Source organism: Peribacillus sp. NPDC101480 (genome assembly GCF_050277335.1).
GTDB lineage: Bacteria > Bacillota > Bacilli > Bacillales > DSM-1321 > Peribacillus.
This window is the reverse complement of record NZ_JBNNSB010000003.1, coordinates 597159-611742: the sequence shown is the minus strand read 5'-3', so window position 1 is coordinate 611742 and position 14584 is coordinate 597159. Positions and strand designations below refer to the sequence as shown.

Annotated in this window: 15 protein-coding genes, 1 tRNA gene and 1 rRNA gene; 9 read left to right on the top strand and 8 right to left on the bottom strand. The window is 39.9% G+C overall.

Annotated elements, in window-relative coordinates:
- A 16S ribosomal RNA gene (locus tag ACQKMF_RS14260) occupies window positions 1-91 on the bottom strand; the annotation flags it as partial.
- Window positions 92-525: 434 nt separating this feature from the next.
- On the opposite strand from ACQKMF_RS14260, the gene ACQKMF_RS14255 reads away from it, so the two are divergent.
- Entirely contained in the window at window positions 526-711 is a 186-nt protein-coding gene (locus ACQKMF_RS14255) for a hypothetical protein (protein ID WP_101223533.1), read from the top strand.
- A 32-nt stretch (window positions 712-743) separates the two neighbouring features.
- Here ACQKMF_RS14255 and ACQKMF_RS14250 read toward each other — a convergent pair whose 3' ends face one another.
- On the bottom strand, window positions 744-1643 hold the full coding sequence (locus ACQKMF_RS14250) for a DMT family transporter (protein WP_397315660.1): 900 nt from the start codon (window positions 1641-1643) through the stop codon (window positions 744-746).
- A gap of 151 nt (window positions 1644-1794) precedes the next feature.
- On the opposite strand from ACQKMF_RS14250, the gene ACQKMF_RS14245 reads away from it, so the two are divergent.
- The gene (locus tag ACQKMF_RS14245) at window positions 1795-2502 is read left to right on the top strand and encodes an MgtC/SapB family protein (RefSeq protein ID WP_101223535.1); all 708 of its coding nucleotides are present in this window, start codon (window positions 1795-1797) and stop codon (window positions 2500-2502) included.
- A 114-nt stretch (window positions 2503-2616) separates the two neighbouring features.
- Window positions 2617-2689: transfer RNA gene (locus ACQKMF_RS14240), tRNA-Ala, on the top strand.
- Window positions 2690-2975: 286 nt separating this feature from the next.
- Here the strand turns inward: ACQKMF_RS14240 and ACQKMF_RS14235 are convergent.
- The 3 genes from ACQKMF_RS14235 to ACQKMF_RS14225 form a co-directional block, all read right to left on the bottom strand.
- On the bottom strand, window positions 2976-4178 hold the full coding sequence (locus ACQKMF_RS14235) for a PLP-dependent aminotransferase family protein (RefSeq protein WP_427573746.1): 1203 nt from the start codon (window positions 4176-4178) through the stop codon (window positions 2976-2978).
- 303 nt (window positions 4179-4481) lie between these two features.
- The gene (locus tag ACQKMF_RS14230; RefSeq protein ID WP_101223537.1) at window positions 4482-4853 is read right to left on the bottom strand and encodes an MmcQ/YjbR family DNA-binding protein; all 372 of its coding nucleotides are present in this window, start codon (window positions 4851-4853) and stop codon (window positions 4482-4484) included.
- A 24-nt stretch (window positions 4854-4877) separates the two neighbouring features.
- The gene (locus ACQKMF_RS14225) at window positions 4878-5273 is read right to left on the bottom strand and encodes a VOC family protein (RefSeq protein WP_101223538.1); all 396 of its coding nucleotides are present in this window, start codon (window positions 5271-5273) and stop codon (window positions 4878-4880) included.
- A gap of 276 nt (window positions 5274-5549) precedes the next feature.
- On the opposite strand from ACQKMF_RS14225, the gene ACQKMF_RS14220 reads away from it, so the two are divergent.
- The gene (locus ACQKMF_RS14220) at window positions 5550-5780 is read left to right on the top strand and encodes a helix-turn-helix domain-containing protein (protein ID WP_101223539.1); all 231 of its coding nucleotides are present in this window, start codon (window positions 5550-5552) and stop codon (window positions 5778-5780) included.
- Between the two features lie 40 nt (window positions 5781-5820).
- Here ACQKMF_RS14220 and ACQKMF_RS14215 read toward each other — a convergent pair whose 3' ends face one another.
- Both ACQKMF_RS14215 and mtnK read right to left on the bottom strand, forming a co-directional pair.
- Window positions 5821-6003 carry a hypothetical protein gene (locus ACQKMF_RS14215; RefSeq protein WP_402944007.1) on the bottom strand — a complete coding sequence of 61 codons (183 nt, stop codon included), beginning with the start codon at window positions 6001-6003 and terminating at the stop codon, window positions 5821-5823.
- Between the two features lie 164 nt (window positions 6004-6167).
- Window positions 6168-7400 (bottom strand): S-methyl-5-thioribose kinase, encoded by a 1233-nt coding sequence (mtnK, locus tag ACQKMF_RS14210; RefSeq protein WP_402944004.1) that lies wholly within the window; start codon window positions 7398-7400, stop codon window positions 6168-6170.
- 942 nt (window positions 7401-8342) lie between these two features.
- Between mtnK and ACQKMF_RS14205 the strand changes: the two genes are divergently transcribed.
- Entirely contained in the window at window positions 8343-9020 is a 678-nt protein-coding gene (locus tag ACQKMF_RS14205) for a methylthioribulose 1-phosphate dehydratase (RefSeq protein WP_402944067.1), read from the top strand.
- A 25-nt stretch (window positions 9021-9045) separates the two neighbouring features.
- Window positions 9046-9582 carry a cupin domain-containing protein gene (locus tag ACQKMF_RS14200; RefSeq protein WP_402944001.1) on the top strand — a complete coding sequence of 179 codons (537 nt, stop codon included), beginning with the start codon at window positions 9046-9048 and terminating at the stop codon, window positions 9580-9582.
- A 261-nt stretch (window positions 9583-9843) separates the two neighbouring features.
- Here ACQKMF_RS14200 and ACQKMF_RS14195 read toward each other — a convergent pair whose 3' ends face one another.
- Window positions 9844-10008 carry a hypothetical protein gene (locus tag ACQKMF_RS14195; protein ID WP_230176254.1) on the bottom strand — a complete coding sequence of 55 codons (165 nt, stop codon included), beginning with the start codon at window positions 10006-10008 and terminating at the stop codon, window positions 9844-9846.
- Between the two features lie 410 nt (window positions 10009-10418).
- On the opposite strand from ACQKMF_RS14195, the gene ACQKMF_RS14190 reads away from it, so the two are divergent.
- From ACQKMF_RS14190 to putP, 3 genes are all read left to right on the top strand, one after another.
- A complete protein-coding gene (locus ACQKMF_RS14190) occupies window positions 10419-11336 on the top strand; it encodes a proline dehydrogenase family protein (protein ID WP_137019574.1) in 918 nt (305 codons plus the stop codon).
- Window positions 11337-11393: 57 nt separating this feature from the next.
- A complete protein-coding gene (gene pruA, locus ACQKMF_RS14185) occupies window positions 11394-12935 on the top strand; it encodes an L-glutamate gamma-semialdehyde dehydrogenase (protein ID WP_230176253.1) in 1542 nt (513 codons plus the stop codon).
- A gap of 166 nt (window positions 12936-13101) precedes the next feature.
- Complete coding sequence (gene putP, locus ACQKMF_RS14180) at window positions 13102-14571, top strand: sodium/proline symporter PutP (protein ID WP_342603298.1); 1470 nt, start codon at window positions 13102-13104, stop codon at window positions 14569-14571.
- Window positions 14572-14584 lie beyond the last annotated feature (13 nt).

Below are 14584 nucleotides of genomic sequence, written 5' to 3'. Positions count from 1 at the left end.
CAGGGAGCAAGCTCCCATCGATTCGCTCGACTTGCATGTATTAGGCACGCCGCCAGCGTTCGTCCTGAGCCAGGATCAAACTCTCCGAAGAAATGCTTGACTTGCTCATTTACTTTTTTGATAGTGTGTGCTCACTTAAAATTTAACGTTGGCGCTTTGTTTTGTTCAGTTTTCAAAGAGCAATTTGTTGTCGTTTCTCTCAGAAGCGACCTCTATAATGTAACACATTCTGTCACGTTTCGTCAACAACTTTTTTTAAAATGTTTTTCACAGCTTGTTAGCTGTTTAAGTTGCTGTCTTAGCGACAAGAAATAATATACCATGTACAAAAAATGTTTGCAATACGTTTTTTAAAACTTTTTCAAAAAAAACCGTTTCACCTATTTTCTTCTATATATCCTTTACACCAACACACCCTTATCCCTGCTTTCTGGACCAAGCTCAATGGTTTATGAATAAACGAAGCATATTTCCAAAGAAACACAAATAGTCATATATAGATATCTTTTTCCATGAGGTGAAGCAATGAATCTGCCATTAATCGGATTACTCATTTCCTACAGTATGACCCTTTACTTATTCAGTACCGCTTATTATGAAGCCATCAAGTTCAGCAGAGAAAAAGGCAAGGTGAATGGTACGACGTTTTTATTCAGCTTTACATTCGCTTTGGTTTTCACACGGATCACCTATTTGTTTCACCCCTATTAAATAAAAGCAGTAAGTCGGGAGACTTACTGCTTTTATACGGAAACTTGCGCTTCTTCATGTACCTTGCTTTTCTTTTCATCTTTTAAGAACATCATCAAACCACCCAATATGATGGTGCCTCCCAGGACCTGAGTCCAGAGTATCGGTTCATCTAATATGAAGTAAGCCAGAATTGTAGCCCCCACCGGTTCAAGTAAGATTCCCATCGAAAGCGTCGAAGTGCTTAACCACTTTAGTGACCAATTGAATAAAGAATGACCTAATAAAGTCGGGAAAATCGCAAGCAAAACGAAATAAACCCAATCGGAAGCAGGGTAAGGCGCCAATGCCTCTCCCTTGAAGATCACATAGAAAAACAATGCAACAGCACTGATTGCATACACGACAAATGTATATGTTATAGAAGAGATACGTTTTCGAACATTTTGACCAAACAGTAAATAACCGGTTACCAGCGCACATGCGATAAGCGAAAGAATATCTCCCCAAAGCGCCATACCACTAATTCTCAAATCGCCCCAGCTAATGACGAGGCTACCTGCTATTGCAATAATGCCGCTCAATATCGCCTTCATTGAAAATCTTTCTTTAAAAAACAGGTAAGCTCCGGCAAAAGCGAATAAAGGCTGGAGGGTGACAAGCACAGTTGAACTCGCGACCGACGTGTAATTAAGCGATTCAAACCATAAAATAAAATGAAAAGCCAAAAACACTCCTGCCGCAATCGAATATAGCCAATCCTTTTTTTCAATGAATTTAAGTTCATGACGGTATTTCATCAAGAAAAACGGCAACATAAGTAAGACGGTAAATAATAATCGGTAAAAAGCGATAACACCCGATGGAGCGGTGGCCAATTTAACAAGGATGGCCGAAAACGATACGGATGCCACACCGATTGCCAACGCTACATAGGGATTCACTTTTGGCATTTGCACTCAAATTCCTCCTTTCAAATGGAATTACATTTCATTGAACTCTATTTTACTATGTTAAAATCATTAGGGTAGTTTTTTTTCAAAAACGGGTATATGGCAACAGACGATCTTATTCTTCGATAATAATTCGGAAGTGGTGAAAAAAATGGAATGGACATTCGACCCTCAATCGGAACTGCAAATCCTTATCAAATTGGGAATTTCAGCTCTACTTGGACTAATTATCGGACTCGAGCGAGAAATGAAGCGAAAACCCGTAGGATTAAAAACAAGCCTGGTCATTTCAATCGTGAGCTGTTTATTAACGATCGTTTCCATGGAATCCGCTTATAAGTTCCCTGGGAGCGATGACGTAAATATCACAATGGATCCCTTGCGTCTAGCTGCCCAAATCGTTTCTGGCGTAGGCTTTATCGGTGCTGGCGTCATTCTCCGGCGGGACAACAACAGCATATCCGGTTTAACGACAGCCGCCATCATCTGGGGAGCTGCAGGAATCGGAATCGCCGTTGGAGCTGGATTTTTCCTCGAGGCCATTGCAGGCGTCATCCTATTGATCATAAGTGTCGAATTGGTGCCCGCAATCGTCACCTGGCTAGGACCGATGAAGTTACGGCAAAAAGAAATCTTTCTGCAGCTGGTCGTACAAAATAAAGATGACATTGCCGTCGTATTGAAAAAAATCAAAGACGAAAAAATATTCATCAAAAACCTTAGAATCAAAGATGTCGCAAATGACAATCACCTTTTGACACTTAAAGTGCTGGTCGATCATAAAGTCAGAACATCGGAAGTGTATTACACCGTTTCCAACCTTAAGGAGATTGAAAGAGTAGAGATCGAAAATGCATAATTAAAAAACCGTTTGATTACCCTCAAACGGTTTTTTTATCATTTTTGCAAAAATCTCATATTTTATATTGACTTTTCGCTAAAATCCGATAAAATAGTTATTGTACCTCAACTCGGGGCATTAGCTCAGCTGGGAGAGCGCTACGCTGGCAGCGTAGAGGTCAGCGGTTCGATCCCGCTATGCTCCATATCCGAAAACCCTTGCGTAGCAAGGGTTTTTTTCTTTGGCTTTAAAAAAATACTTCATTGTGACCATATGAATAATCAGAATCTACATATACACATTTTAGGTTGCATGCTTCAGCAGTGGGCTTAATCTACGGTGCTTAAACAATTTGAGATAAAATCATCGCGAAGGAGTTAAAGAATCCTTTCATTAACAAAGTGCCTACCTCCTTTAAGGAAGTAGGCTCATTCAAATCCATTTTCAAAAAAGCATCGAAATAACTTATAGATTAATCAACTAACATTCCTTCAGGACAATCTATTCAAAAAAGATGCGATAAGCTGTCCTAGCCTTCGAACTCCCTCGATTATTTCTTTCTCATTGGCATAACTGAACGAAAGCCGGAGAAACTCGGTTCCATCGTTTTGATCCAAGAAAAAGTATTTCCCTGGAACATATGAAATACCCTCAGCAAGAGCCTGTGATAACAAATGCGACGTATCCACACCTGGAATTCTCACCCATACAAAGTAACCACCATCTGGTACATACCATGAAACGGATTCTGGAAGAAATTGTTCCATCGAACGGATTAACGCATTACATTTAGAACGATACACATCTTTTAGTAGGTCGAGCCGTTTATCAAAATCGGCGTTTTCTAAGTATACAGCCATTGTACTTTGAGCAAATGGATGGTCTAAATCTTTTTTAAACCACTCTAAAGCCTTAATGAATTCACTTTCTCCCGCTATCCATCCAATCCGCATTCCTGGCGCAACAACCTTGGATAAGGACCCAACGTGGAGGACCCGCCCGCGTTCATCAATGGATTTTATTGGCGCCGGATTTTTATCGAAGGATAATTCTCCGTACGCATCATCCTCTAGAATGAGAAAATCAAACTCGATGGAAAGCTCCAATAAATGCTTTCGGCGCTCAATTGTCATAGTCGTGCCAGTTGGATTTTGAAAGCTTGGGATAGTATAAAGAAAACGCGGAAGGGTTAGACCTGTACGCTTCCTTTGATCCAGCATTTCTTTTAATCGGTATGTTTGGATCCCCTGTTCATCTATAGGTATACTGATAATATGCTTCGTATAGTTTTGAAAAATTTCTAAAGCCTCCATATAGGTGGGAGACTCTACCGCTACAACCGCTTTATCATCAAGGAGAATGCGGGCAATGAGATCAATCCCCTGGCAAGCTCCTGATGTAATCAAAAGCTGTTCTTCTAAAATCAAAATTCCACGCTCTGCCAATCTTTTCTGGATTTGCTGCTTCAGTTTTGCAATTCGTGGACTTCCAAGATAATGGAGAGGCAAATCCTGCTCCTCATCAAGAAGTTTTGCTACAGCTGCCTTGAGCTCCCCAGCAGGAACGAGTGCAGGCTCAGGATAGCCTGAACTCAAGCGAATACAGCCATCCGGCAGATTTGGCATCCATGCACCGGGCGGATCATTCTTAAGTGCCGCTTTAATGTTTTCAGAAAAAAAAGATTCAACATTCACTTCAACCATACACCTTTCCGTCAATGAAATTTTAATTGATACTCGTGATTTTTGAAGCTCCCTTATTTTATATAAGCATAAATCTATTGTAGAAACACTCTAAATTAATTTTAAAATTTCTCTAATGAGAGAAAATAATCACTCTTTGCAAATTCTGGAGTCCCTTTTACAAAGACTTTCTTGGTCACTCCAATGCAATCATAAATTATGTGTGTATGGATGAGGTCGTGATTTTTGTCATCAGTATCTGTAAAGCTGGTTAAAGAACGAAAAAATAAAGAAAGGCAGATCGTTCGCCTTTCTTCACCTTTTATGCAACTCATGGCATTTCTTAACCAATCGCTTCGGTGCCGCACGTAAATAGGCTTCTTGAATTAGATAGGTCAATTCATCCCAGTCTTCCCCATCCGGACTTTGAATAGAGACCCAACCGTGATGTCCTATATATGGAGTTTTGAAAAAATTCTCTTTCTGTAGCAATAATTCTTGAGTTTCTCTATCTGACTTGAACGACAAGCTGAATCCTTTCTCGCTTTCACCTGAAATCACGAAGGATTTCCCATTGATTTTAAAAGTGTTGTGACCGAATCCGTCAATATGTTCAACAGCTTCGGGCAGCGCAAGACAGATATTGCGTACATTTTCAAGCATGGCTGCCGTTTCTTGTGATTTCATGTTTTAATTCACCTATTATCAACTCTATTTTGCATTCACATCGGGTTGGTGAATTCCAAAAGTATTGCCTTCGGTATCAATATAGTATCCTTGCCATGCCATTCCGGGCAGGGCAAATTTGGGCAATGCGACCTTGCCGCCATTCTCAATAATTTTAGCTTCCGTTAAATCGTAATTTTCCACTCCCATGGTACAGGCAAATGCATTTAACGTTTGGTGTGTTTCCGGCGGAGCACTATGACGCTGCATCAAAGCACCATCGATCCCATGTTCATTCTCATTGCCAGTTACTGCTCCAAAGTAAGGCACTCCTGCATATTCACTCCAGTCTTGAAAAGACCATCCGAATACCTCTCCATAAAACTTCTTTGCCCGTTCCATGTCATTCACATGAATTTCAAAATGAACTATTCTTCCCATGATTTCCTCCTAATTCACACAAGAATTAACCGTATCCTTAAATTATTCAGTCAGTGTTCGCTTACAATAACCCATTTATCATTATATTTTAAATGGAAATAAATTCAAAGAACATCATACATCCTATATAACTTTTTAGAAAGACAACAGGAACCACTTTTTAATTCTCGTTTGCTCCGACCAACCGTTTGTATACCAAATATTTGCGAAACTATGCGTATATTTTTGTGAAAGTTGGACGAGACTGCTAGTAAATAATTCTAGGAGGTTATCAAAATGTTTAGATTCGGGAAGAGTAAGCCGCGGAGCAAGGTCGGTAAATTAATAGATAAGCACGGATATACACAAGAGGAGTTTGTAAGTGCGTCCGGTATCTCACGCAATACGATAAGCAGAGTTTGCAGCGACCCTAAGTATGTGCCGTCAGCCGGAGTTTTAAAGAAAATCATGAAGGCGGTTCGAAGTATAGAGGCTGACGCAAAGGCAGATGATTATTTTGATTTATGAACGAATATAAAGCCCAAACATCAAGGGTCAGGGCTTTGTCTTATTCCCCGCTTATCTTGCGTACTGCTTTGGAAGGTACCCAGCCAACATCGCCAGTCTTCGTTAATTCAATCCGGGGCTGTGTACCCTCTCGTTCGATGAACGTGATAGGCATTACTTCGTCTGTTGTTATTGGCCTCTCATCGGAAAACATAATCAAAGATTTAAACACTTGAATTTCCATGCGAGTAAGCTTATTAAAAAAATGATCTACTGTACCTACAAGTAAATCGCCATCCTAATTGTAAAAAACAACCTTCATTTTAATTTTTGTTTACACATATATTGACCTGCTTTATCAGGATAAAAAAATTGATCATTTTTCATTGAATGGATTGAATAAACTTATTAATCCTGATCCACCTCCCGATTTCTGACTTTTTTGATTAAGGATGTTAGGTCGCAAATTTTCCCGGCTGTTTCCCGTTCCAATACCAGCTGTTGCCCAATGGCGAGGGCTAATCTTTCTCCTTTTGCTCTTAATTTGGGATCATTTATACTTTCCAAATCAGGAACATGAGCTAAACCAACCACTCGACGCATCATTTCACACCCCGCGTATCCAAAGGAATCCTGAAGCAAACGCAGCAAATAATCATCTTCATATCCCTGTATGGACACGTAAGAACCGCTTGCTTTTTCCTTCCACAAAGTTCTAAATTCTTCTTCAAAGGTTGTCCAAATTTCCTCTACTGTATTTAATAAATACTCTTGGTATTCAATCCGTTCCTTTTGAATGAGAGTATGTCCTTCATGAGAGCAATAGTTGAGTAATAGATTAGCAATCACAGCTCCAACATCAAAACCCATCGGTCCATAAAAGGCGAACTCTGGATCAATCACTTTCGTGTCCTTTTCCGTGATCATAATGCTGCCTGTATGAAAATCTCCATGGATAAGTGCTTGAGTACGAGTGAGAAATCCTTCCTTTAACTTCGTGATTTCAAGTTTAAGCCGGTCATGACTCCAAATTTCTTCTACGACTGCCTTAATTAGCGGGTTGAATCGATTCGTTTTTGCATCGTAATATGGATCAGTAAATACAAGATCTTCTGTAATTTTGCACATTTCAGGATTTATAAACTGAATTACTTTTTGCTTTTTACATTCAGGATCTAACGCTAAATCGGAAGTTAAAAACAGAGTTCTAGCTAGAAAAGCACCAATGTGTTTTGCAAAATAAGGATAACGATTACGGGCAATTAAGCCTTTACGCATTATGATATGTGTAGATAAATCCTCCATGACAGTTAACGCCAATACTTTATCATAATGATAAACTTTTGGAACTGAACCAGGACAAATTCCATTTTGCATCATCAATGCTTCACTCTCAATACGTGACCTGTCTAATGTTAATGGCCAAGACTCCCCAACTACGCGCGCATAAGGAAGTGCTTGTTTTATAATTACACTTTTTTCCGACGAATCTTGTTCCGCTATACGAAATACTAAATTTAGATTCCCATCCCCCATTTCCTTGCAAATTAGTTGAGCATTCTCCGAAAATAAACCCGGAATCTTTTTAATATATTGCATTGTTTCTAGCTCACTAAGTATATGATAATTTAAATTTGTCATTAATCCCCTCTCCCCTTTCTAAGAGCTCTTTTCCTGAGTAAATTCAACTAGGTGTGTGCAACAACACTAGTATAAGTAAGTTAAACAATTGTTTTTTTTGTATTTACTCACTAAAAGGGTTATGTCATCATATGTTGTTTTTAAGAGAGGGGTGATTAATTATTCAAAATAACAATTTTATAATCAAAGCAACCAACCTAAAGAATCGCCTGCCAAATCAATTTTTCTCTATTATTCGGAAAAGTGTAAGGGCTTATTAATGCGGGGTATGTTGTTATTAATTTTGGACAAGGCATCCCTGACCTTCTCACAAGAAGGCGTTCAAGAGCTTGTGGATACTTACGAATTACGATATTGCCTTTTTGAAGAGCTAAAAAATTCAATCGGCATGCTCCAGCTCCTAAAGGATCCTACTTTGCCTGGCTGCCAGTAAGAAATTTGCTGATACGTTATTGAAAAAATGCAAAAGTTGTCCTGGGACCGGGAATTGGATTTGGTAAGCATGGAGAGGCATATGGTCGAATAGTGTTTCTTGCCGGAGAGGAATGGATTCAGGAGGATACAAGCGGAATTGATATTTCGTTCTCCTTATTTTATCGCGTTACCCTATCCCCAAATATGATATCTATTGCAATGCCAGTGATTTTAATGACAAACAAATCAAAATCATATGGCCCTTTTCTTGTGATTCAAACTGCAACAAAGACTGTGGAATGTGTAAACCTACTATATTTCGTTCGCTTTCAACTACCGATTATATGAAAGTTGTAATTGGAGATAGTATCACAGATTTGGCGATTGCCAAATTGGCTGAACTTGTTATTGCACGAGATTTTCTTTTACAAAAATGTAAAGAGCAGTCTCTTCCTTGTAAAGAATTTGAATCATTTTTTGATGTGATTAAAATTTAAACCAAATTACCAATAAGTGTGGTGAAGATCCATAGATAAAAAGGATTTTGAAAAAATCACTCTCGAATCAATCGAAAAGGCCTTTAAAACATTACAAACAATTAAAGGAAGCCTATCGGAAAGAGGCTGGTTTCCGGCAACCAGCGGGAACCTGTCCATTCGTGTAAAAAACTCTTCGTTAGAGCTTGATCAACCTATTATAGCAATAACATCTAGCGGGAAAGACAAATCGATTGATACTCCAGAAGATTTTATTTTAATTGATTCGCATGGGAATCTTGTGTTTCCTACCAACTTAAAACCTTCTGCCGAGACCTTGATTCATACTGCTATTTATCAATTAATCCCTAATTGTGAAGCTGTTTTCCATGTCCACACTATTTACAATAATCTCATTTCAGATCTTTATGGCGATCAAGGAAAAGTTACCTTCACGAAACATGAAATCATTAAAGCATTTGATATTTGGAAAGAAGATGCTTCCATAACAGTTCCAATTGTAGAAAACTATGCTTCCATTCCTAAATTAGCAGAAGAAATCGGCGGAGTTATCCAACCCGGGGTACCAGGTGTATTAATCCGCAACCATGGAATCTATGTATGGGGAGATAGTGAGTTTACTGCTAAGCGTCATTTAGAGGCATTTGAATTTCTATTTGAATATCAAATTAAAATGTTTTTTCTGAAAAAATTCAACCAAACTTTTTAAAATTTTCAAAAAGGAGAATTTTACGATGGCAACAATTCGCATGCGTACTACCAATAAAAGATTTACAGAAGAACAAGAGGTTAAAAGATTTTTGGATGAACAAGGAGTCCTTTACGAACATTGGGATATGAAAAAATTACCCAAGCATCTTTGTGATGAATTTATACTTTCCGACGAGAAAAAAGAAGAAATTCTTAACGTCTTTGATGCGGAAATTAAATCCCTTGCAAATCGACGTGGCTATAAAGAATGGGATATTGTTGCATTATCCGATGCCACTCCTAATTTAGACGAGCTTCTAAAGAAATTTGAACAAGTACATGTTCATACCGAAGATGAAGTTCGTGCCATCACTGCAGGAAATGGCATCTTTACTATCAAGGGTGATTCTGGTTATTTCGACGTAGAATTATCTGCTGGAGATGTGATTTCTGTTCCCGTTAACATCCCCCACTTCTTTACTTTATTGGAAAACCGTCAAGTAGTGGCCGTTCGTTTGTTTATTGATGCTTCCGGCTGGGTTGCCCACCATTATGATGATCCGGATTTCAAGTCGGAATAGAAACTGATCCATCGATTTAATCTAACCCATCTCTAGCAGCCTGAAGTCCAATTGTTTGCCCCCCTATGCTCTATACGTGTAAACCCTATACTGCAAGGTTTTTTTCTTGTTCTTGAACACATGAAAATCCCCCGCTTCCATTAGAAGCGGGGGATTTTCATCATTCTCGGATAATATGCTTTTAGCTTGCGGCTCTTTTGTCGCTTTTAGACAAACCCTGCAGGGATTGTTTAAAAGCAACAAATATGTATTGCGCTTGTGCTATTTTCGACTAACCATTTTCTTTATGAACTGAACCACAGGTGACACAATGGATTCATGTACATTCGTAAGGGCATAACCGATCAGCCCCATAATTATCAGGGCTATTATTAATCCTATTATCAATCCTGATGTTTCTCTAAGTTCTTCAAGTACAGCATCCATTCCTTATCCTCCCCGGCTTGCCGAAGCGACTTAATTTTACGGTTTTACATCCATTTTACTTCTGAAAGCTTCATTTATCGTTTTTTCTTCGAGCATTGACCGATTCTGTTAAATAAGGTTCATTATAACGCATTGGATGATTATGGTCGAGCTGCCACTTTTACACGCATTCATTGATGTCTTTCACATCATCGCTTCCTGATAAAGGCTTTATTTCTAGCGTTTCTATATAGGTTTAAAAATAAACCTTCGTATCATTCGAACATTCAAGAAAAATTGTAAACCTTTTCATTTGTCCAAAACCGACAAACAAATGACAGAATTATTGTTTTTTAAGAACATTGAGAATATTGTCGAAAAACCGTAAGCTTAATTTATTGAAATACATCTTCTTAGGGGGTGCGCTTTATATGGAAGCCATTACAAGGGACTTTTTCTTATTTTTATCTAAAAATAATCTGCTTAATAATATTGCTAAAAAAAGCGGAGGAAATTTTGCTGCTGGAAAGATCATTGGAGGAACTGATTTCCAAAGTTCCATTAAATTCATTAAACAACTTAATAATAGCGGCTTGTCGGTTACAGTCGACCATCTTGGGGAATTCGTTGATTCCAAGGAAGTGACCCTGGAACGTACGGCAGAATGCATCGAAACCATCGAAATGATCAGCAGGGAAAAACTTGATTCACAGGTTTCTCTGAAGATGACTTCTTTGGGACTTGATATCGATCATAAACTCGTGATTGAGAATATGACGAAAATTCTTGATACAGCCGAAAAACATAAAGTCATGGTCACGATCGATATGGAAGATGAAGTTCGCTGTCAGGCGACAATCGATATCTTCAGGCAGTTCAAGGAAAAATACAGCTGCATAAGTACTGTTCTGCAAGCATATTTATTCCGCACAGAGAAAGATTTGGAGGACCTTGCCCAATATAAGCCATTCCTGCGTCTCGTAAAGGGTGCCTACAAGGAATCTCCCGAGGTTGCTTTTCCCGAAAAGGATGATGTAGATGAAAACTATAAAAAGTTGATCAAGCAAAGTCTTCTTAACGGTAATTATACGGCCATCGCCTCACATGATGACAAAATCATCGAGTATACAAAAGAGTTGGCTAAGAGGCACAACATTCCAAATACACAATTCGAATTCCAAATGCTTTATGGCATGAGAAACAAAACTCAATATGAATTGGTCAAGCAAGGTTACAAAATGCGCGTCTATGTACCATATGGTCTGGATTGGTATGGATACTTCATGAGAAGGCTTGCAGAAAGGCCATCCAATATTGCCTTTGCCTTCAAAGGGATGGTCAGAAGCTAAATATACATTCAACATTATTAATTGCTACAAAAAATCTATTAAAAGGTGTGATTATCAATGATTTCATATAAACACGAACCATTTGTCGATTTTACAAACGAGGAAAACAAAAAAGCTTATCAGGAAGCACTTCAAACCGTTGAGGGCTACTTAGGGCAAGACTACCCTCTTTATATCGGGGCAGAGAAAGTGACGACTGATGAGAAAATCGTTTCATATAACCCTGCAGATAAGCAAGAGGTCATCGGCCGAGTATCGAAAGCGAATAGGGATCTTGCTGAAAAAGCCATGCAGGAAGCTGTTACCGCTTTTGAAAGCTGGAAAAAAGTGAAACCTGAAATCCGCGCTGACGTTTTGTTCAAAGCGGCTGCCATCATTCGCAGACGCAAGCATGAATTCTCTGCGTTATTGACAAAAGAAGCGGGAAAACCTTGGAATGAGGCTGATGCGGATACAGCGGAAGCAATCGATTTCCTAGAATTCTATGCCCGTCAAATGCTGACTCTTAAAGATGGTGTGCCTGTTCAAAGCCGTCCGGGAGAATTTAACCGCTATGATTATATTCCATTAGGGGTAGGCATCATCATTTCTCCTTGGAACTTCCCATTCGCTATCATGGCAGGTACAGCTGTTGCCGCTATCGTCACTGGTAACACAATCCTGTTGAAACCAGCTTCGACTACTCCTATCGTTGCAGCTAAATTCGTTGAAGTGATGCTTGAAGCAGGCCTTCCGGCAGGTGTGTTGAATTTCGTTCCAGGAAGCGGAGCCGAAGTGGGCGACTACCTGGTTGATCATCCAAAAACACGTTTCATTTCCTTTACAGGTTCACGTGATGTAGGTCTGCGTATTTACAAACGTGCTTCAGAAGTGAACGAAGGCCAAATTTGGCTGAAGCGTGTCATTGCTGAAATGGGCGGAAAAGATACTATCGTTGTCGACAAAGAGGCAGATCTTGAATTGGCCGCTCAATCGATCGTGAAATCTGCATTTGGCTTCTCTGGACAAAAATGTTCTGCTTGTTCACGTGCTGTCATCGTAGAAGATGTATACGATCAAGTATTAGATCGCGCTGTTGAATTAACAAAACAACTTACAGTTGGTAATCCTGTAGAAAACCATTTCATGGGTCCAGTTATCGATCAAGCTGCTTTTGACAAAATCATGAGCTATATTGAAATCGGGAACCAAGAAGGACGCATTCTGACTGGAGGAGAAGGAGATAGCTCTACAGGCTACTTCGTTCAACCGACAATCGTTGCTGATGTCGATCCGCAAGCCCGCTTGATGCAAGAAGAAATCTTCGGACCAGTCGTTGCCTTCACAAAAGCGAAGGACTTTAACGAAGCTCTTGAGATTGCCAATAACACTGAATATGGTTTGACTGGGGCTGTCATTACGACAAATCGCCTTAACATGGAAAAAGCACGCGAAGAATTCCATGTCGGGAACTTGTATTTCAACCGCGGCTGTACTGGTGCAATCGTAGGTTATCAGCCATTCGGCGGGTTCAACATGTCAGGAACTGATTCCAAGGCTGGCGGACCGGACTACTTGCAGCTTCATATGCAAGCAAAAACAACATCCGAAACATTCTGATAATGTTCCATTGAGCTATTTGAAGATGATTTGAAACCCCTATGGTTTTCGTATCTTTCATTCTGGATACGGAAACCAAAATGAAGTTAAATGGAGGAAGTGACAAATAGGTTGCTTCCTCTTTTAAAACAAAAAATTATATATTTCATCACGAAGGGAGTCTTTTATGGATTACGCATTAATAATTTCGATCAGCATTTACATGGCTGGCATGCTTCTCATCGGTTACTTCGCTTACAAAAGGACTTCCAATTTAAATGATTATATGCTGGGCGACCGGGGTCTTGGACCTGCCGTCACTGCATTAAGCGCCGGTGCCGCTGATATGAGCGGTTGGCTTTTAATGGGTATGCCTGGTGCCATGTTCGCAACAGGACTAAGTTCAATCTGGATTGTAATCGGTCTCACATTAGGAGCCTATATGAACTGGCTGTATGTTGCACCTAGATTGAGAACCTATACGGAAGTCGCCAATAACTCGATTACGATCCCCGCTTTCCTGGAAAATCGTTTTGGCGAGGGCTCACAGATCTTAAGGCTCATTTCGGCTTTGGTTATCCTCGTATTCTTTACCTTTTACGTTTCTTCCGGAATGGTATCCGGCGGAGTCTTATTCCAAAGTACATTCGGCCTTGATTACCATACAGGTCTATGGATCTTAACAGGCGTCACCGTTGCCTATACTTTATTCGGTGGATTCCTGGCAGTAAGCTGGACAGACTTTGTTCAAGGGATCATCATGGTTGTCGCCTTGGTTCTTGTACCGATCGTCACCCTTTTCCATGTTGGCGGTTTCGGTCCTTCCATAGATACGCCACGTTCCATTGATCCAGCTCTATTGAATATTTTCACGGGGACAAGCTTTTTAGGCATCATCTCATTATTTGCTTGGGGACTGGGTTACTTCGGACAGCCGCATATCATTGTCCGCTTTATGGCGATCAGTTCTATTAAAGAAATCAAGAAAGCCCGTACTATCGGAATGGGCTGGATGATTTTCTCCAGTATCGGTGCCATGCTGACTGGATTCATCGGTATCACATATTTCCATCAGAACAACCTGAAGTTAGCTGATCCTGAAACGATTTTCATAGAGTTAGGGGAAATACTATTCCACCCGCTTATCACTGGTTTCTTGATTTCAGCGATACTGGCAGCTATCATGAGCACGATTTCTTCGCAGCTTTTGGTTACGGCCAGCTCTTTAACGGAGGATATGTACAAAACCTTCTTCCGTCGTTCCGCTTCAGATAAAGAGCTTGTTTTCCTGGGCAGGCTTTCCGTACTGACCATATCCGTCATAGCGCTCATTCTCTCTTGGGAACAGAATGACACGATCCTTGGACTTGTCGGGTATGCATGGGCTGGATTCGGATCTTCATTCGGTCCATTGGTCATACTGAGCCTCTGCTGGAAGCGAATGACAAGATGGGGCGCTTTAGCCGGGATGATCGTTGGTGCCGCTACTGTAATTTTCTGGTCGATGGCAGGATTATCCGATATGATGTATGAAATGATTCCTGGTTTTGGCGCAAGCTTGATTGCCATCATCGTGGTCAGTCTTCTAACAGCGAAACCATCAAAAGAAGTAGAAGAGAAATTCGAAGAATTTGAAAAAACTTTAAAACAAAAATAAAACCCCTAAAAGG

Excerpts from the sequence above, each read along its gene's own strand:
- ACQKMF_RS14255 (WP_101223533.1), top strand. The coding sequence starts at position 526 with ATGAATCTGCCATTAATCGGATTACTCATTTCCTACAGTATGACCCTT.
- ACQKMF_RS14250 (WP_397315660.1), bottom strand. The coding sequence starts at position 1,643 with ATGCCAAAAGTGAATCCCTATGTAGCGTTGGCAATCGGTGTGGCATCC.
- ACQKMF_RS14245 (WP_101223535.1), top strand. The coding sequence starts at position 1,795 with ATGGAATGGACATTCGACCCTCAATCGGAACTGCAAATCCTTATCAAA.
- ACQKMF_RS14230 (WP_101223537.1), bottom strand. The coding sequence starts at position 4,853 with ATGAAATCACAAGAAACGGCAGCCATGCTTGAAAATGTACGCAATATC.
- ACQKMF_RS14225 (WP_101223538.1), bottom strand. The coding sequence starts at position 5,273 with ATGGGAAGAATAGTTCATTTTGAAATTCATGTGAATGACATGGAACGG.
- ACQKMF_RS14220 (WP_101223539.1), top strand. The coding sequence starts at position 5,550 with ATGTTTAGATTCGGGAAGAGTAAGCCGCGGAGCAAGGTCGGTAAATTA.
- ACQKMF_RS14215 (WP_402944007.1), bottom strand. The coding sequence starts at position 6,003 with ATGGAAATTCAAGTGTTTAAATCTTTGATTATGTTTTCCGATGAGAGG.
- mtnK (WP_402944004.1), bottom strand. The coding sequence starts at position 7,400 with ATGACAAATTTAAATTATCATATACTTAGTGAGCTAGAAACAATGCAA.
- ACQKMF_RS14200 (WP_402944001.1), top strand. The coding sequence starts at position 9,046 with ATGGCAACAATTCGCATGCGTACTACCAATAAAAGATTTACAGAAGAA.
- ACQKMF_RS14195 (WP_230176254.1), bottom strand. The coding sequence starts at position 10,008 with ATGGATGCTGTACTTGAAGAACTTAGAGAAACATCAGGATTGATAATA.
- ACQKMF_RS14190 (WP_137019574.1), top strand. The coding sequence starts at position 10,419 with ATGGAAGCCATTACAAGGGACTTTTTCTTATTTTTATCTAAAAATAAT.
- pruA (WP_230176253.1), top strand. The coding sequence starts at position 11,394 with ATGATTTCATATAAACACGAACCATTTGTCGATTTTACAAACGAGGAA.
- putP (WP_342603298.1), top strand. The coding sequence starts at position 13,102 with ATGGATTACGCATTAATAATTTCGATCAGCATTTACATGGCTGGCATG.